This window comes from Pseudomonas sp. UYIF39 (assembly GCF_029963765.1).
GTDB lineage: Bacteria > Pseudomonadota > Gammaproteobacteria > Pseudomonadales > Pseudomonadaceae > Aquipseudomonas.
The window spans coordinates 1-17,772 of the sequence record NZ_JALBYU010000006.1 but is presented as its reverse complement, the minus strand read 5'-3'; the positions used below and the strand labels follow the sequence as shown (position 1 = coordinate 17,772).

The 17,772-nt window shown below is 56.9% G+C and carries 14 protein-coding genes and 6 pseudogenes; 8 read left to right on the top strand and 12 right to left on the bottom strand.

Annotated features, from left to right (window positions below; all coding sequences use genetic code 11):
• Positions 1–121 precede the first annotated feature (121 nt).
• Positions 122–463 (top strand): hypothetical protein, encoded by a 342-nt coding sequence (locus MO767_RS09870; RefSeq protein ID WP_282480321.1) that lies wholly within the window; start codon positions 122–124, stop codon positions 461–463.
• Positions 464–726: 263 nt separating this feature from the next.
• Positions 727–3,639 carry an EAL domain-containing protein gene (locus MO767_RS09865; RefSeq protein ID WP_282480320.1) on the top strand — a complete coding sequence of 971 codons (2,913 nt, stop codon included), beginning with the start codon at positions 727–729 and terminating at the stop codon, positions 3,637–3,639.
• A gap of 19 nt (positions 3,640–3,658) precedes the next feature.
• On the opposite strand, the pseudogene MO767_RS09860 reads toward MO767_RS09865, so the two are convergent.
• Positions 3,659–4,163, bottom strand: a pseudogene (locus MO767_RS09860) (bestrophin family ion channel); the annotation flags it as partial.
• Positions 4,164–4,277: 114 nt separating this feature from the next.
• Between MO767_RS09860 and MO767_RS09855 the strand changes: the two are divergent.
• Positions 4,278–5,204, top strand: coding sequence for a Gfo/Idh/MocA family oxidoreductase (locus MO767_RS09855; protein ID WP_282480319.1), 927 nt, complete (start codon positions 4,278–4,280; stop codon positions 5,202–5,204).
• A 121-nt stretch (positions 5,205–5,325) separates the two neighbouring features.
• On the opposite strand, the gene MO767_RS09850 is transcribed toward MO767_RS09855, so the two are convergent.
• A complete protein-coding gene (locus MO767_RS09850; protein WP_282480318.1) occupies positions 5,326–6,717 on the bottom strand; it encodes an FAD-dependent oxidoreductase in 1,392 nt (463 codons plus the stop codon).
• Positions 6,718–6,763: 46 nt separating this feature from the next.
• A complete protein-coding gene (locus tag MO767_RS09845) occupies positions 6,764–7,114 on the bottom strand; it encodes a RidA family protein (RefSeq protein WP_282480317.1) in 351 nt (116 codons plus the stop codon).
• Between the two features lie 122 nt (positions 7,115–7,236).
• Between MO767_RS09845 and MO767_RS09840 the strand changes: the two genes are divergently transcribed.
• Positions 7,237–8,112: a LysR substrate-binding domain-containing protein gene (locus MO767_RS09840; RefSeq protein WP_282480316.1), complete on the top strand. Its 876-nt coding sequence runs from the start codon at positions 7,237–7,239 to the stop codon at positions 8,110–8,112.
• Positions 8,113–8,268: 156 nt separating this feature from the next.
• On the opposite strand, the pseudogene MO767_RS09835 reads toward MO767_RS09840, so the two are convergent.
• Positions 8,269–8,856, bottom strand: a pseudogene (locus MO767_RS09835) (iron-containing alcohol dehydrogenase); the annotation flags it as partial.
• A 425-nt stretch (positions 8,857–9,281) separates the two neighbouring features.
• The gene (locus MO767_RS09830; protein ID WP_282480315.1) at positions 9,282–9,674 is read right to left on the bottom strand and encodes a hypothetical protein; all 393 of its coding nucleotides are present in this window, start codon (positions 9,672–9,674) and stop codon (positions 9,282–9,284) included.
• A 196-nt stretch (positions 9,675–9,870) separates the two neighbouring features.
• On the opposite strand from MO767_RS09830, the pseudogene MO767_RS09825 reads away from it, so the two are divergent.
• Together MO767_RS09825 and MO767_RS09820 are read left to right on the top strand one after the other, a co-directional pair.
• Positions 9,871–11,113: pseudogene (locus MO767_RS09825) on the top strand (IS66 family transposase); the annotation flags it as partial.
• A 54-nt stretch (positions 11,114–11,167) separates the two neighbouring features.
• On the top strand, positions 11,168–11,533 hold the full coding sequence (locus tag MO767_RS09820; RefSeq protein ID WP_282480314.1) for an NIPSNAP family protein: 366 nt from the start codon (positions 11,168–11,170) through the stop codon (positions 11,531–11,533).
• A 53-nt stretch (positions 11,534–11,586) separates the two neighbouring features.
• Here MO767_RS09820 and MO767_RS09815 read toward each other — a convergent pair.
• A pseudogene (locus tag MO767_RS09815) lies at positions 11,587–11,805 on the bottom strand (amino acid transporter); the annotation flags it as partial.
• On the opposite strand from MO767_RS09815, the pseudogene MO767_RS30840 reads away from it, so the two are divergent.
• Positions 11,800–12,024, top strand: a pseudogene (locus MO767_RS30840) (hypothetical protein); the annotation flags it as partial. The pseudogenes MO767_RS09815 and MO767_RS30840 overlap by 6 nt on opposite strands.
• On the opposite strand, the gene MO767_RS09810 reads toward MO767_RS30840, so the two are convergent.
• Entirely contained in the window at positions 12,015–12,326 is a 312-nt protein-coding gene (locus MO767_RS09810; protein WP_282480313.1) for a hypothetical protein, read from the bottom strand. The pseudogene MO767_RS30840 and the gene MO767_RS09810 overlap by 10 nt on opposite strands.
• Positions 12,327–12,572: 246 nt before the next feature.
• Between MO767_RS09810 and MO767_RS09805 the strand changes: the two genes are divergently transcribed.
• On the top strand, positions 12,573–13,610 hold the full coding sequence (locus MO767_RS09805; RefSeq protein ID WP_282480312.1) for a GGDEF domain-containing protein: 1,038 nt from the start codon (positions 12,573–12,575) through the stop codon (positions 13,608–13,610).
• Positions 13,611–13,783: 173 nt separating this feature from the next.
• Here the strand turns inward: MO767_RS09805 and MO767_RS09800 are convergent, their stop codons facing one another.
• The 5 genes and pseudogenes from MO767_RS09800 to MO767_RS09780 form a co-directional block, all read right to left on the bottom strand.
• Positions 13,784–14,761, bottom strand: coding sequence for a DMT family transporter (locus tag MO767_RS09800; RefSeq protein ID WP_282480311.1), 978 nt, complete (start codon positions 14,759–14,761; stop codon positions 13,784–13,786).
• Positions 14,758–15,330, bottom strand: a complete 573-nt coding sequence (locus tag MO767_RS09795; RefSeq protein ID WP_282480310.1) for a TetR/AcrR family transcriptional regulator — start codon at positions 15,328–15,330, stop codon at positions 14,758–14,760. Before MO767_RS09795 ends, MO767_RS09800 begins: the two co-directional genes overlap by 4 nt.
• Before the next feature lie 187 nt (positions 15,331–15,517).
• Positions 15,518–15,952, bottom strand: a pseudogene (locus MO767_RS09790) (transposase); the annotation flags it as partial.
• 288 nt (positions 15,953–16,240) lie between these two features.
• A complete protein-coding gene (locus tag MO767_RS09785; RefSeq protein WP_282480309.1) occupies positions 16,241–17,269 on the bottom strand; it encodes an HAD family hydrolase in 1,029 nt (342 codons plus the stop codon).
• 86 nt (positions 17,270–17,355) lie between these two features.
• Positions 17,356–17,772, bottom strand: a 417-nt coding sequence (locus MO767_RS09780) for a hypothetical protein (RefSeq protein WP_282480308.1), incomplete at its 5' end; no start/stop codon positions are given.

Below are 17,772 nucleotides of genomic sequence, written 5' to 3'. Positions count from 1 at the left end.
CCTCCATCGAACACGCAGCTCAAAAAATTTGCGTGATGAAGGCATTGACCCGAATGGCGGCGCCTCGTGACGCAGTTCCGTTGCTTGATGAACCGAACCTTTTATTTTCAGGATGAGACCGATGCGCCCTTTTTTCGTGCCTGCCATGGCATTTGCCTCTTTGCTGCTCGCCGGTTGCGCCTCCGCGCCGAACGATCCGACCCTGACCTTGCAGACCAGCAAGACCCCGGCCCAATATGCCGACTGCGTCATACCGAAATTGCAGGGCAGTGCGTTGACCCCGACTGTCACGCAGACCCAGCGCAGCTACCGGATCGTGGTGCCGAGCAAAGTCTCGGCGGACAACGTGCTGGAAGCCTACAAGGCCGGGAACGGCGGCAAAGTGTTTATCTACGAGCGGCATTTGCTGGCTTCGAACTTCCTGCCTTCGAGTTTTGAACGCGCCGCACAGGATTGCATCTGACCCTGGCCCGTAAACGCTTTTCACAGCGCTCCTTTGGTTGGCCGCAACCAACCAATTTTTGCCCCGCACCGCATTCGGTGGCGGGGCTCTTTTTCGTCGGCGAATGAAACAAGTAGCGAATAATTCGTTGTTCGTCCCGTAGTTGGCACTAAGCGAATAAAACTATTGAAAAAAACTCCCATAAGCTTTAAACGGGAAGCTCGATAGCAAATTGCTAGCAATCAGTTAGTGAGTATCGCCGGTTTTTGGCTCAGGGAGCGCTGATGAGTGTTCGTCCATTGACTGACTCCCCGTGGCAATCGAACGATTGCGACGGGGTCGTCTCTCAACTTAAAGGGATCTCAGATACTGTCGGCATGGCGTGCGCCGGCACCCAGGACACGATTGAGCATTTGCTGAACTCGGCGCGCAACTGGGCCCATACCACCGCGTGGGTGGTTTACCGCGCCGGTGAACAACTGCATTTGGTCGGACAGGGCGCCCCCCTGGAGCAGTGGCCGTCAATCGTTGCCAATGAAGAGTTTGAAGCCTTTTGCCTGACCCGGCGCTTGCACCGCTGGCCGACCGGTCGAGGCGAAAGTGTGCTGGGTTGGTTACTCGCGCCGGTCGACGATGCCGCGGACCCGACGCTCGCCGAGTTCGCCCAGCGCCTGGGCGTTGAGGTACAGGCCAATACCCTTGCCCGTGCGCAGATTACTCAACGAGTCCTGTATGAAATTACTTACCTGGCCAGTTCGACCCGCGACCGGTCAGTGTTTCTGGTGGGGGTTCATCGGCTGCTGGCTAGCCTGATCGACGCCGAGAACTTCTATCTCGCGCTGTATAACCCGCACACGGGCAAGATAGATTACCCATATTACGTCGACATCATTGATGTTGAAGCCCTGGAATCCGAGAACTACGAATACCTCGACCCTTCGCACTTGTCGTTGACCGCCCAGGTGTTGAGCACTGGCCAGCCGCTGCTGATCGACGCCGCCGGCATTCATGCGGCGGAGACCGAGGGGCGTTTCTACTGCGTGGGTGACTGTCCAGAGTTCTGGATGGGCGCACCGTTGAAAAACGCCTCGGATGACGTGTTTGGCATGCTGGCGATGCAGGTCTACGACGTGTCCCGTATCTACAGCGCTGAAGACCGCGCGCTGTTTTTGGTGGTGGCCCGCCACGTGGCCATGGCGCTCGACCGGATCCTGCACCGAGCGGACCTGGAAGAGACGGTGCTGCGTCGCACATTGGAACTGTCGGCACTCAACGACGCATTGAGGCAGGAAGTGGCAGACCGGGAACGTGCCGAACATCTGCAGAGTGCGCTGTTCCATATTGCCGAACTGTCGAGCCAGCCTGGCGACATGGCTGAGTTGTTTCAAACCTTGCATGGCATCGTCGGTGATCTGCTGTTCGCGCAGAACTTCTACATTGCGCTGTTCGACGACGGCACCAGTGAAGTGACCTTTCCCTATTATGTCGATGAACGGCAGACGGTCCGCCCGGTGGCACGGCGTGGGAGCCGGGGTCTGACCGAATACGTTATCCGTCAGCGTCGACCTTGTTTGATTGACGCCGACGAGGCTGAGCGATTGACGACGCACGGTGAAATAGAAGTCGCCGATGTGTATTTCCGCTCCTACTCCTGGCTGGGCATTCCATTGTTCGATGGCGATGTAGTGCGTGGCGTGCTGGCGGTGCAAAGCTATACCTCGCAGGTGCGCTATACCCTGCGTGACCAGGAATTGCTGACGTTCGTGTCGCGGCACATCGACACCGCGTTGTCACGACGCACCGCCGCCGAAGCGATCCATGCTGCCAACCTCATGCTGGAAGCCCGGGTGCAGAACCGCACTCGCGAACTCGATCACGCGAATGCCAAGTTGCAACACGAAAACTCCCATGATGCGCTGACCGGGCTACCGAATCGCACCTACCTGCAACAGCGCCTCAACCTGGCCTGGTCGCAGTTCAGCAGCGCAGGCGGGCACCTGGCGGTGTTGTTCATCGACCTCGACCGTTTCAAGATGGTCAACGACAGCCTTGGCCACCATTTTGGGGACCTGCTGTTGAGGCAGGCCGCCCACCGTTTGCGCGGCTGTTTGCGCGATACCGACATGTTGGCGCGCCTGGGGGGCGATGAGTTTTCGGTGCTCGCTCCCGAGGCACCGCTGGACGTGGTGATCGACATCGCCGAACGGATCCTGGTGGCGTTCGACCTGCCGTTTGTCATCAATGGCCATCAGGTTTTTTCGTCCTGCAGTATCGGCATTGTCAGCGCCGACAGTCAGTTCCATCACGAGCCAGCCGACTTGTTGCGCGATGCCGATGCGGCGATGTACCGGGTCAAAAGTGCCGGGCGCGACAGTTACGCGGTGTTCAACCAGGAAGTGCGCCGTGAAGTCTCGGACCAGGTTGAGCGTGAAGGTGCCTTGCGCAATGCGCTCAAACGCACTGACGAACTGCTGCCTTATTTCCAGCCGATTGTCAGCGTCGAAACCGGCGAATTGTTGGCCCTTGAAGCGCTGATCCGCTGGCATCAGCCGGGCGGTCGGGTCATCTCGCCGGGCGAGTTTTTGCCGGATGTCGAGGGCTTGCGCCTGATCGGTCGACTGGATCTGTACATGCTCACCAGCATTGCAGTGATCCTCGCCCAACCCCGGCACGCCAATTGGCCGCCGGTGCACGTCAATTGCTCCAGCTACAGCATGACGCGCCCGGACTTCGCCAGTGATGTGCTTGCCCTGTTGGCGCGGCACGGGGTCGCGCCGTCGCGGATCTGCCTGGAGTTGACCGAAGGTGCGCTGGTCGCCGAGCCGGCCATTGCCCGGCTGACCATGCAGCAATTGGCCGACCACGGCATGTCGGTGGTGCTCGATGATTTCGGTGCAGGGTTTTCATCCCTGAGCTATGTGCATCAATACCGTTTCAGCGGCTTGAAGATCGACAAGTCGTTCATCCTCGAACTGACCACCAGCCCCCGCAGTCGCGCGATCGTCCGGGCGATTGTTCGGATGGCCGAATCGCTGGACCTGAGTGTGGTGGCCGAAGGTGTCGAGGATGAAGCGACCCTGGATCTGCTGCGCGAAATCGGCGCAGGGCAGGCCCAGGGCTATTATTTTGCCAAGCCGATGGGGTTGGAGGCGTTGTTGGCGAGTTCACTGGTTCAAATACATGAGGACACTGAATAACCCCCCCGCCGTTTTTTTGTTAAATCACCGCTGTGCCGGGGTAGCTGAGATGATCGCTACCCAGCGAATCGCGTTGCATTGAGTGCAGGTTTTTTCGATGGTTTCGCAGAGGGCTTCCATCTGGATCTGGTGTTCGCTGTCGCGAAACGGGCTTTGCAGATCAGTGCCGCTGCGCGCGAACTCCCCGGAGGGAATAAACGCCTGTACTTCGAGCGGGCACGGCTGGCCCCTGAGATGCGCCGCCAGGCAATTTACGCACGCCACGTGGCGGCGCAGCAGGGTTGACTTCATCGTATTGACCTCTTTATCCGGGTCATCCAGCAACGTCAGTACTTGCCGCGCAAAGCTACGGGAATTATTGACCATCGCCCCCACAACGTGCGCGCTTCCCACCAGCGATTGTAGACACTTCTGTTGCGAAAGCTGATCAGCACCACCAACGCCGAGCCGAGCAAAGACAGAGGCATTAGCGGCAGATTGATCTTGCTGTTGAGAAACAGCATGAAGTCCACGGTGACGGCTATAGCTCGGACGGCGGTTGCGGGGTAAAGGTTCGGTGGGGGCTGCGATCAATGATCCGAGCGGTGTAACCTTGCCCGCTCGCTTACCAAGATAAGAAAAATAATCAGGAGTCATTGATGCAACCGATCCGTCTCGGTCTGGTGGGCTACGGCAAGATTGCTCAGGACCAACACGTCCCCGCTATTAACGCCAACCCCGCGTTCCAGTTGGTGTCTGTCGCCACGCAAGGGCAGCCGTGCGCCGGGGTAGAGAACTTTCAGTCCCTGAGCGAGCTGCTCGAAAACGGCCCGCAGGTCGATGCGATTGCGTTTTGCACACCACCGCAAGGACGATTCGCTCTGGTGCAACAAGCGCTGGCCGCTGGCAAACACGTGCTGGTAGAAAAACCGCCGTGCGCCACGTTGGGTGAAGCGATGGCGTTGGTGAATCAGGCTGGGGAGCAAGGCGTCAGCGGTTTGTTCGCCTGGCATTCACGCTACGCGCCCGGCATCGAAGCTGCCCGGGACTGGCTGGCCAGCCGCACCTTGCAAAGCGTACAGATCGACTGGAAAGAAGACGTGCGCAAGTGGCACCCCGGCCAGGCATGGATTTGGCAACCCGGAGGCCTGGGCGTCTTCGATCCCGGCATCAATGCCTTGTCGATAGTCACCTATCTGCTGGCGCTGCCGCTGTTTGTCGAGTCTGCCGAACTGCGAGTCCCCAGCAACTGCCAGTCGCCGATTGCCGCGTCCATCAAGATGTCTGACGCGCGCCACCTCGATGTCCGCGCGGAGTTCGATTTCGATCACGGTCATGAGGAACTCTGGAGCATCGAGATTCGTTGCACTGAAGGCATCCTGCGACTAGACAACGGTGGCGCACTGTTGAGTATTGACGGCGTGCGCCAATCCGTATCGGAGGAGGGCGAGTACGCGGCGGTGTATCGGCATTTTCAACAGCTGATTGGCGACAGGGCCAGTGACCTGGACCTCCAGCCGCTGCGACTGGTCGCCGACAGCTTTTTTGTCGGCAGTCGGGCGTCGGTTGAGCCGTTCTACAATTAGCGGCTACGGCTCGAGCCAATGCCGCGCTAATGACGACAGGTGCTGGAAAAACCCCGTTCGGCGAATAACCGGGCGGGGGTTTCTGCTGGTACGCATGAAAATACCGCTTAGGATCGAGGCGTTATCCCTTATCCGCCTTGCCGGCGGCCGCCGCAAATTTCGCCAGACGCACATCCAGTCGACGAGGAGGTCGGTTGTGGTCTTCTGCATGCTCCTTGCGGCGAATGGCATTGCGCACCATCAATGAACCCAGGTAGCGGACCGGCTCCGGTGGGAAATGGCCAAGCGGACCTTGCAGCAGCGGCGAGCGTGTCCAAGGATTATCCAGACCCAGTACCAGCGACGACAGGATCTGTCCACCCATATGGCACGGACCGACGCCGCTGCCGGAATACCCGAAACCATAGAAGATATTGCCGCTTGCGCCCATGCGGCCGAAGAAAGGCAGCCCGGTGACTGAGCGATCGGAAGGGCCATTCCAGGTGGCGGCGATACCGACATCGGCAAAGTCCGGAAAGAACTCCGTCAACGTGTTGCGCAGCAGCCCTGCGTAGGGTGATGGCTGGTCGAATACCGGCAAGATGCGCCCGCCATAGGCGAAGGTGTTGCCCCCTTTGCCGAGCATGATTCGGCCGTCCGGAGTGTTGTGGTAGTAGTGCACGAATATCCGCGAGTCGAGTACGGTGACTCCGCTGGTCAAGCCGATCCGCTTGAGCAGATCAGGTCGCGGCTCGGTGATGATCATGTCGCTGGAGACGATGGCCACCGAACGCGAGAACTGTGGAAAGGCACGGGCCATCCAGGCGTTCATCGCCAGCACGACCCGGTTGCAGGTCACTTTCCCTTTTGGCGTATTGACGATGGCCGGCATTCCCTCTTCCAGACCGGTCATCGGCGTGCCCTCGAAAATACGCACGCCCAGTTCCAGTGCGACCCGGCGCAGCCCACGGACCAGCTTGCCCGGTTGCACACTGGCCGCCGCAGGCGAGAACCAGCCCTCGATGTGCCGCGTTGAGCCGGCCATGCGTTGCACGTCAGGCAGCGCACATTTGGAGAAAGAGTTAATGCCATGGCGCTCCAGTGCCGCGATCACCCCGTCGGTCGAGCCGACCTGGGCGCGGTTGGTCGCCGTGTAGAGCGTGCCGTCGAGACGGTAGTCGGCATCCACAGCATACTTTTCGCAGAAGGTACCGATGGCGTAGATGCTCTGCTCCGACTCCTTGACCAGGCGTATCGCCTCTTGGACACCGAACAAGCGCTCAAGGGTGAAGTACTTGGCCGACCAGGAAAGCGCGCAGCCACCATTGCGTCCACTGGCACCGGCACCGCAGATGTCGGATTCGACGATGACCACGTCCAGCTCGGGATTCTGTTCCTTGAGCATGATGGCGGTCCATAAACCGGTATAGCCACCGCCGACGATGCAGACGTCGGCGCGGGTGTTCTGTTGCAGCGGAGGGCAGGGCGTAGCGGGTTGATCTTTCAGGGCCTGGTCCAGCCAGTAGGGGCGCATAGGGTCATCTCCGTTGGATCGGTTAGAGGCAGGGTTCAGGACACAATCAGCCGCACGCGGCGACCACGATCATTTCCACGCGCCAACCGGGGTCGATCAACTGAGCCAGCGTGCAAGCGCGTGTGGGAGCATGGCCTTCAGGGAAAAACTCATCCCAGACCTTGTTCAGCCCTTCATAGTCCTCGCGATGGGCGAGCAGGATGCGCACCGAAAGCACCCGCTCGCGGCTGCTGCCGGCACTGAGCAAAAGCTGCTCGATACCGGCGAGCACTTCGCGGGTCTGCGCCCCGATATCACCACTGAGGTCCGAGGCGACCTGGCCACCGACGTAGAGATGGTTGTCGTACCGGACCATGTCCGAACGGCGTTTTGCCACAGCGAAACGTTCAATTTCCATAAAGCATTCCTGATGGGTACGAGGGGCGGCACTTGTGAAAATCATGCTTGCAGTTCATCGTTCATAAATAAAATCGATTTATCGTATGGAAAGATAAGTTGAACCTATAGCAAGGTGCGCCGATGACGATTTCCCATACCCAACTCAAGGCGTTTCACGCCGTTGCAATGAATGGCAGCTTCACCCGGGCGGCCGAGCAACTCTGCCTGTCACAACCCGCGGTATCCGACCAGGTGCGCAAGCTCGAGGATTATTACGGGGTGATGGTGTTTTACCGCGACAAGCGCCTGGTGCGGCTGACGGAAGTGGGCGAGCGGTTGTTCGGCCTGACCCAGCGCCTGTTCGATATCAGTATCGATGCCCACGACATGCTGACGGACTACCGCACCCTGTCGACGGGAACCCTGAACCTTGCCGTGGATGCGCCGGTGCACGTCTTGCCCTATGTCTCACGCTTCTGCAGCCGTTACCCCGGCGTTGAGGTGAAGATCGAAACCGCCAATACCGACGAGGTCCTGCAGCGGTTGTTCAGCCACCAGGCCGACATCGCCCTGCTGGGGCGCAACATCGAAGACGATCGCCTGATGACGCTGCACCTGCGCAGCGATCCAATGCTCGCCTTCGTCGCCCATGACCATCCCTGGGCGCAACGAGAGTCCATCTGCCTTGCCGACCTGGACAACATACCTATGGTCTTGCGCGAGCAAGGTTCGGTCACACGGTTATCGCTGGAGGAGGAGATGGCTGCGGCGGGTTTGCACATTCGCAAGGCAATCGAAGTGGAAGGGCGTGAAGCGGCACGCGAGGCCGTGGCGATTGGCATGGGCGTCGGGGTCGTCTCGGTAGCCGAACTGGGCTCGGACTCCCGGGTTCGCGGCTTGCCGATCGTTGACTGTCAGCGGCACTTCACCGAGACATTGGTATGTCTGCGGGCACAGAGTTCGCGACGTATCCTGACGACCTTTTTTGACATGGTTCGAGAAGGGCTGGGCGAGTGAGATTCATCGTTCAATCGTGGCCGATAACTGCCTGTCAGGAAGGGCAGATATCGGCCGATTCTGTTGAAAAAGCAGCTCAGGCCTGGTCAAAGGCCGTTGTTAGATTAGTGAGCAGTCAATCCTTGTAAATCAAACGAAATCTTCAACGGAAAATTCCCCACTGCTTAAAAAAACAACGGGAATACCCAGAAAAGCCCCTCTGAAAAATTCAGCGCTCGACGTGATCGCATACCTGGCCTGCTGCGAAAATATCTGAACCTGAATGCTCTTGTGGCTGGCAGAGTCCCAGATAGTGGCCCACGGGGTGACTTCGCTTCCAGTACCCGCCGTGGTCGGGGCTGCAATCAGTAACTTGCTGCGCGCCGGGACGAAGGGTTTACCGGTTGCCAGCAACGCGAGCAACTCATCGAAGCAACCCGATTCGGTCCCCACAATCAACGCCTTGGCGGTGTCGATGGCGCTGCCACCGCCTACGGCAACGACCGTATGGCAGTCGCCGGCTTCCTGCCAAAAACGCTCATTAGTATCGCGTAACTGGGCCACGTCCGGATTGGGCTGGACATCCTCGATGATGTATACCAATCGGTCGCCCAGCAGGTCCTGAATGCGATCGACCAATCCCAGCCCGCGAGCTTCAGGAAAGGTCACAAGAGCGACTTTCTGGTTTTCGGTGATTTCGGCAAGTTCGAGAAGGCTGCTCCAGCCGAAGCGGGTATCCACTGGATTGTGAAAGCGGGCAGTCATGGTGGGGCCTTTATTTTTGTTGTTGAAGGTGGCCCATGATCGAGGACCCTCAACAACAGCTCAAATCGATAAATCGCAGGCTTTGATCGGCTGAACCGATACCAGATCCTGGGGGGCGATGGGTGCGCGTGAATTATTTAGAAGTTGGTCCCGCGCTGGATGGCGTTGCGCAATGCACAGGACACCGCACCGGCGACGATCAGCGTGATACCGATTCACCGCTCCCACTCGTTGAACCATAATTGCTTATGATCAGACCGGCTCGAATGACTGCTTTTGGCGTCCGATAAGCACAAAAGGAGGTGGCGCATGAACCTCAAAGGCTGGAGTTACATGCTTATGGCTCTTTTTCTATCAGGCTGCGCGTCTTCTGGAGGCTACGTTATCAGGCCAGTAACACCTTCAGCCTGTGCGATAGGGCGATGCTAAGGAGCGTGGCCGAAGCGTTTTCGGAAGTCGTCTTCGAGCATTCGGCAGGCGCCAGTTATGATGCCACGGGCTTCTGCCGACCCCATGAATTCCGACTCACGATCATGGCATAGGTCGATAGCGGCTCTGTCTTTTGCCTTAGCCTTTCCCTCTGGCATGCTGCCTACATAGGCGTCAAAACCTAGGAACGACACGACCAGCACGACAGCTGTAACTGAAAGCTTGGTCAGGACTCCCATACTCTTCGGTTTATCGACGAAGCGGGGCGGCAGTACGATCTTCTGGCTCAGATCGGCTTGGCAGTGCTTGCAGCGGATAGCCTCGAACTTGATGTTCTCGGCGCAGTAGGGGCATTGCTTTTCTGATGGCTCCAACTCAGAGATCTCCATATCTAAGAGGCGCCATCATACCATTGCGGCCTAGCGCCATCACCAGGCAGCAAAAAGCCCGCGCATGGCGGGCCTTCTGTATGGGGTCAAATCCTTTTGTCCGTTCAATCTGAACTCCATTCTGTGAGCGTTTCGTGAAAAACATGTCGCCGCAATGAGAAAGCCCGACGCTGGGCCGGGCTCTTTGTGCGATCACAAGTCGGTCAACGAGAAACTGGCCCACGAGATCGCGTTGCTCAAACGCGTCCAGTTTGCCAAGCGCAGCGAGCAGTTTAGCCCGGATCAAGCCAGCCTGCTCGACGACTTGATCGATACGGATATCGCCGCTATCGAAGCCGAACTTGAGGCGCTGCAACCGGCACCTGTCGAAGCCAAAGTGCGCCAGCAACCCAAGCGCGCACCGCTGCCACCGCAGTTTCCTCGCACGCTGATCCATCACGAACCGGACAGCAGCCACTGCCAGTGCGGCTGCGCCCTCAAGCGCATCGGCGAAGATGCCAGCGAAAAGCTCGACTACACGCCCGGCGTGTTCACCGTCGAGCGCCACATCCGTGGAAAGTGGGCCTGCGAACAGTGAGAAACGCTGATTCAGGCGCCGGTACCGGCGCATGTCGATGCACTGCGCGAAGCCGTGCTGACGCATGGCGTCGTCCACGCCGACGAGACCCCGGTACAAATGCTGGCGCCTGGCGCGAAGAAAACTCATCGCGCTTACGTCTGGGCTTATGCCACCAGTCAGTTCTCCGATCTGGCTGCGGTCGTTTACGACTTCAGCCCGAGTCGCGCAGGCGAACATGCCCGAGCCTTCCTCGGCAAATGTAACGGCAAGCTGGTCTGCGATGACTTCGCGGGCTACAAGGCAGGCTTCGAACTGGGCGTTACGGAGAACGGCTGCATGGCTCATGCGCGCCGCAAGTTCTTCGATTTGCACGCGACCAACAAGAGCCTGATCGCCGATAAAGCGCGGCACTACATCGCGGCGTTGTACGAAGTCGAACGCGAAGTTAGGGAACTGGTGCCAGGTGACCGGCAGCGAATACGACGAGAAAAAGCAGTGCCAATCATCAACGCACTTCATACCTGGATGACGGCCCAAAGGCAGCTCGTTCCCGAGGGCTCGGCCATCGCAAAGGCCCTGGATTACAGCCTCAAACGCTGGATAGCGCTGACGCGCTATCTCGATGACAGCGCTGTGCCCATTGACAATAATTGGTGCGAGAACCAAATCCGACCGCGGGCACGTGGGCGCTCAAAGTGGCTGTTTGCAGGTTCGTTACGCAGCGGTAAACGCGCAGCTGCGATCATGAGTTTGATCCAGTCGACACGGCTCAACGGGCATGATCCGTATGCTTACCTAAAGGATGTTCTAGCGCCTGCCGACGCAGCGGGCGAGTGAGATTACCGAGCTGCTGCCGCATAACTGGAGTCCCGCCGAATAACGTAAGCTGGGATATATGGATGCTCACGTTGAAACTCCACATGGAAGACTTGGAATGACTCGAATTATTGAAATCCTGATGTACACCTTAAAGCCAGGATCGGGATTGGATTTTCATCGAATAATGCAGAATGTAAGTGTTCCGCTTCACATAGAAGCTGGCATAGATGTCGTTTCTTATGGCGGCTCATTACATGATTGTGACAGCTATCACCTGATTCGCTCTTATGAAAGCGAGAGCCATCGCCTAGCATCTCAAGATATTTTTTACGCAAGCGCTGCCTGGAAACTGGGCCCGCGAGCAGACATTGTCAGTCGGATTGAAGTCAGTACAACGACAGTTATGGCGCTCACTCAAGACGTAATTGATGCAATCAGAGCTTCCGTAGATCTATCTAAAGCCGATGCTCAATCAGCGTAGCCATCGGCAAAGACAGACCCCGTAGTCTTAAACGCTGGGATCAGGAAGGTGTGTTAGCCGGACGCTTGCGAACCAGCAGCGGATTTCAGCTTTCTGGAATGGGTCAGCTGATAAGCAATTGCCAACCAAATGAACCACCCAGGCTTGATCAATAAGGCAATACGAGTGTCAGGTCTTAATGCCAGCAGGCAGAGAACAAACCCCAGGAACGCCAGGGAGAACCAGGCCATCGGCACGCCGCCAGGCATCTTGTAGGCCGATTTCGCATGCAGCTAGCGCTGACTTTGTCCGGGGTGGGGGGCAGTTACATGCCTAAGGCCTGTCTATCCCACTTGATCGACCGAGGTGCGTTGCGGGCATTGGTCACGACTCCAGGATTACCACGGATTCGTTATGCCGCGCTTCATTGTACAGACCGCCAGTTTGGACTGAATCAGAACGTGGCGCAGTTGGCACTGCACCGTATAACAGGCATGCGAAATCACCATTGATTTGGTGCAGAGCTTGCCTCTCTTAAGCCCGGGTAATCATCAAGGGCAAGATTAGGTTTGTCGTCTACAACCGCGTCGGATTCCGGTTTACGAATCACTCCGGCTTCAGCATCCGCACGCATCTGCTGGAGTTCCTTGTGCAATGCCTTGTCCTGAACCGTTGGCTTGCTGGTGTATGGCTTTCGTTCGGGTTCAGGCTTCGCTGCATAAGTCGTTACCGCGTCAGGGTCATGCTGTAGCTTTTCTTGTACTTGCGATTCGAGCATCGCACGAAGCGCGTTTTTGTCGGGACGGGTCAGCAATTTGTTACTCCTATTAGGAAACCAGGCACCCAGTAATCGACTGGGTCAGTGGCCGGTTGGGAAACATCCAATCGATCGTGTCGAAAATTTGGGCTGCAGGTACTCAGCAAATTGCTGTAGTCGAGTTCGGTCTATAGCTAGTCCAGCAGGTAGTAGGCATACATTATGTATGGCCGCTTGGTGTACGTAAGGATATGCTGCCCCCCGACTTCATATATGCCAATAAAAACCAACCACAGTGACGTTATGAGCCAATCAGAGACGCGTGCGACTGCCCTAGCGCTGTATCCAGAGGACTCCCGCGAGGCGGCGGCTCTGCTGAAGCAGGCCGTACCAATGATGGTGCGTCACAACATTCCACCAAATCCCGTGCACTATGCTCTCTGGTACACCTACAGCAAAGGTCAGGAGCCAGAGCTTAATCGCCATCTGGACAGGGTGGTCAAAGACTTCGACTGTTTCCCTCCAGAATCCGCTTCGAAGCTTTTTCGCGACTACATCATTCGTGACGAATTGGAGGAGGCGCGCGCAGGGCAACAGCAAGCGATCAACCTGGTTGACGACATGGAGCGTGATGTCTCGCGTTGCGTGAATGGCAGTGCCAACTTTCAAGCCAGTCTTGGGCATTGCATGGAAATGCTCGCGGAGCCGGTCGACCATAGGTTGCCAGCCATTCTGAGCGAGCTGCAACAGAGCACCCAGGTCATGCAGGATCAGCAAGAGCTTTTCCTCTCCCAGCTGCACTCAGCGCAAAATGAAATTATGAGTCTGAGAGACAAGCTCGAGCGAGCCCAACTGGCTGCATCTTTGGATGGTCTGACCAAGGTGTTGAACCGAGCTACCTTCACTCGCTTGCTGGAGCATGCGTTGATCAACGCGCCTCATGGGGTGGCATTAGTCATGTTGGATATCGATCATTTCAAGCAGTTCAATGACCGGTATGGCCATCCTTTGGGCGACCGCGTACTTGAGCATGTTGGTCAGGTGTTACGGAACTCAATCCCGCCTCAGGCTCTGGCGGCACGCTATGGTGGTGAAGAGTTCTGTGTAGTCCTGCAAACGTGTTCTGATCTCACCAGTGCTCATACTTTTGCTGAGCAGCTGCGCCTGAAAATTCAGGCGCTGCGGATCAAGGTTCGTGGCACGGATGAGGTGCTAGACACTGTAACTGCGTCCTTTGGTGTCGCCCTCGCCAAAGCGGGTGACGATGTGGAAAGCCTGCTGACTCGTGCCGATGATGCCCTCTATCAAGCCAAGCGTAGCGGGCGCAACCGAGTGAACTGAAACTGGTGTTCGGGCTCTAGCTGCGTTCACATAGCCCCACAGGATAGGGTGATTCGATTCGCGTTCATTCGTAACCGTCCGCCCAACACATCTTCCCGACCCCAGCACTTAGGGCAATGATGCCAAATCAATCCAAAGCGGACACCTGAAATGCCCATACCGGCGCAGTCGAATTAGTTTTGGCCAAGGTCAGTTATCCCACCACGCGTTGCGAGGCGTGTTTGCCTGCGATAAAAGGCGTGAATAGCCCACACCACCCCTACGAATAGCAACCCTGTCCCAAGCGCTTCCATAGGAGAGGGCCAGCGTTGGTTGATGAGCAGGCCCATCGTAGTTGCATAAATGGTTCCGCTGGCGATCAATTGCCCGCTTAGAGCCAGAGGTAGACGCCGAGTTGCGATTGACCATGCCCAGGCACCTGCAAGGGTGGCCCCTAACCCCTGAATTAACCCACAGACTATTAGCGCCTGAGTACCTGCTAACCCACTCGGATGGCTGGCGAAGTGGGACAGTTTCAAGTACAGACCAACGGGGATGAAGGCCAGCATTTCGACGCTGCACATAAAGATCAGCATGGCTGACCACAACATGGGGGACATGCTTGGGCGTCGAGCCAAAGCACTTTCATTTAATAGGCCAAAACCAGTCCAAAATCCGATTGCAAACAACGATGCGAGCAGCCCAAGCAGTATCGAAGCTGTCGGGAGCACTGAAGTCGCACGGCTAAAATCAAACACGCTCAGATTGACCAAACCTATGCCCAAGGCCGCCACCACCAGCGGCCCGGCAATGGCGCGCCAGGGCACGCTGGAGCTTCGCATGTTGCCGGCAATCGCGAGCACGATCGGTACTGACCCCATCATCACCGGAGGGATCACCGGCCCAGCTGCCAAGACCGCAGTGGTAATCAGAAAGAAGTAACCGATGTATCCCAAGAAGCCCAGCAGTGCGGCGCAGGCCCAGTCGCTCAGTCGCAATTGCCGCACTTCGCTACGGTAAACAAACAGCACTAGCAGGCTACCTAAACCGGCAAAGGCATAGCTCACCACAGCCAGATCAAAGAGGCTGTAATCGCCGACCAGCCCCGGAAAGATGTAGAGCAGCGACCAGGAAAAAGTGGCGGCAATGGCCGCTAATAAGCCTAGGGTCATACGCTCTGCTCCTGCTGGCCCTGCTTCCGGATCCAGCAATGAGCTACGTGCCGGGCAGTGTCGAATACCCGCACGTCCTGGCCCATGGCGCCGCTGACAAAACTGCCCTCCAGTAAGATAAACAGCCCCTCAGCAACTACGTAAGGATCGCTTATACCGGCGCTCATGGCCAATGCAGTAAGATTTTCGCGTATCCCTTGTTTATGCCGGCTCACTGCCAAATGCACAGGGTGGCTAAACTGGGGGAATTCAGCCGCACTGTTGACGAACAGACACCCGCGCCCGCTATCTTGCAATAGAAAGCGTTGATACAAATCGAAAAACGCGAGCATGCCACTGACCGGGTCAGGATGCCCTGCCAAGGTGCGCGCTACCTCTTCACGCCAGCGTCGGTCACGCTCCTCAAGGCAAGCCACTATCAGCGCATCCTTGGAGGGGAAATGGCTGTAGAGCGTCATCTTGGTAACACCCGCCATCGCGGCGATGGCCATCACACCAGTAATGTATATACCTTGTGACAGAAACAGCTTTAGCGCTGAGTCAATCAAGCGCTCACGGGTATTGTCCAATTTAAGGCACTCCGGCATCGGGACGGAGTTAACTATACTGACCGGTAAGATTGAGGTGCATCCAAATACGACCTGAATCATGGCCGTTACGACACAGACCGCAGCATGCCAAAGCAGCAGTAAATCGTAGGATTTGGCCAATCAGAAAGTTCGCTACGCTAGCTAAGCATCCCCTGCACCCGCGTGGTTAAACGGACGCCAACTTATGCGGCAGCAGCTCGGTAATTTCATTCTCCCGCTGCGTCGGCAGTCGCGTGAGAACATTCTTCAGGTAGACATATGGATCATGTCCATTTAGTCGCGCCGACTGAATCAAACTCATGATCGCAGCCGCGCGTTTTCCGCTGCGTAGCGATCCGGCAAACAACCAATTCGAACGCCCAAGTGCCCACGGCCGGACCTGGTTGTTGTCGATGGGCACAGCCCCATCGTCCAGGTAGCGCGTCAGCGCTATCCAGCGTTTAAGGCTGTAATCCAAGGCCTTGGCTGCATTCGAAGAACCGAGGAAGTTACGTGCATGCTCACCAGCACGGCTCGGGCTGAAGTCATAAACCACGGCCTTAAGTGCCGAGAACGGCGTGGTGCAGTAAGCCCAAACATAAGCGCGGTGAGTTTTCTTTTCTGTAAGCGTCCGGTCAACACACCTACCTGATCTCAATGCTTAGGGCGATGGTGTCCATTTAAGTGGATACCATTTATAGCCCCACAAGCGGATCGCCATGCGCCAACGAACCTATTATCCAAAAGTGGGCCAAAAGCAATGGACTTCTGCCCTGTCTAACAACCACAGGCAATGCAGTCTCCCGAGCGTTCATGGCGCAACTGGAAAATGCGCACCTCGCTTTACCCAATTTTAGGGGTACGCCCTTGGCGTATTTCACCATGAACCCGACAGGATAAATTGCCTTGTTTACTTCACTTGGTCGGTAGTTGTGGCATCGAATGGATAGATCCGGCGCCATTCGGCCGCCATGTCCACAACAGTCCAGCCACGGCTGTTTGCTTCGTCCAGCGCTTTATCCAGACGACCGATGTCGGACTGGCGGTCATAGGCCCACTCGCGTTTGGCGTCGGTGTGGTGCACCAGCCCCATGAATCGTTTACCCGGCCCTGCGGCAGTCCATTGCAACATTTGCAGGTCGCCATCGGAATTGCCGAACGCGAAGATCGGTCGCCTGCCGATGACCGCGTCGATGCTTTCCGGTTTGCCCGGGCCGTCATCGTTATGGGCTAGTTTCGGGCTGCGCACGATGGAAGCTTTGCCATCCTTATACTGGAATGCTGTGACAAACGTGGTGCCGATCACTTGTTCCGGCGGGATGCCGTAGACCTTCTCGGCGAAGGCACGCATGAACGCGGTATCGCCTCCTGAGACGATGTAGGTCTTGAAGTCCTGGCTGCGCAGGTAGTCGAGCACTTCCAGCATTGGCTGGAAGATCATTTCGGTGTAAGGCTTACCGGTCTTCGGATGCTTGGCCTGGCTCAGCCAGGTTTTTGCGTAGTCGTCGAAGGCTTCGGTGGTCATGCCGGTGTGGGTAGCGCCGAAGATTTTCATGAAGCCCTCCATGCCCGAAGCGGCCAGAGCTTTGTGATCGTTCTCCAGAACGGCCTGGAACGGCTGTGTGGTTTTCCATTCCGGGTGTTGCGGCGCGGTGCGCTTGACCTCCTCCAAGGCAAACAAAAATTCGAAGTACATCGGCTGCTCACTCCACAAGGTGCCGTCATTGTCGAAAACCGCGACGCGATCTTCGGGTTTGACGAAGTCCTTGCTGCTTTGATCTGTGACAGCCTGGACGAACTCAATGATGCTCTTTTTCGCCGAACCGTCGTTCCACGAGGGTAATGGCTCGGCCGCCAAGGCAAACAGCGGCAGGCAAAGGACGAGAGCCACAAGAAACTTCAGCCCGCGGCGTTGGTGGAGTGCTATCGGATATGTCATAGGACTTCCTTCTTGTGTGCAAAACTCAGGACATGATCTGGAGGTTGAGAGTCAAACCTTGCGTTCAGTATCGATGCTGCATTCAGTCAAGTATTGGGATCTAAAAGGGGTAGAACATCCGAGAAATCACAGACTTGATCGGTAGGGCGACTACGTTGCTCACCAGAAGAAATTCGCCGAACTATTTCTAGCCTCGGCGCGTTGATGGACGTTTGATGACCTGTCGCAGCACCAATAATGGAGCGAGTATAGGACGGGGTGATGCGGCTTTTAAGCAAATCAGGCCACATACGACTTAGCTTTTCTACAGTTAATGTCTTCTTATGTTTTAAGCGAATGTGATGCGTTTCAACCCCAACTATATGCTCGTCCCACGAGGACTCTGTCGACATTTCTCTCGCAATTCGAAATACCACCGCTACGAACTCTTCCCTACTTAGCATCATCGTGTAGTGGTCTAATGATTCCGGACACCCATTTAGGCGAGAATGCTCGCCAGACTG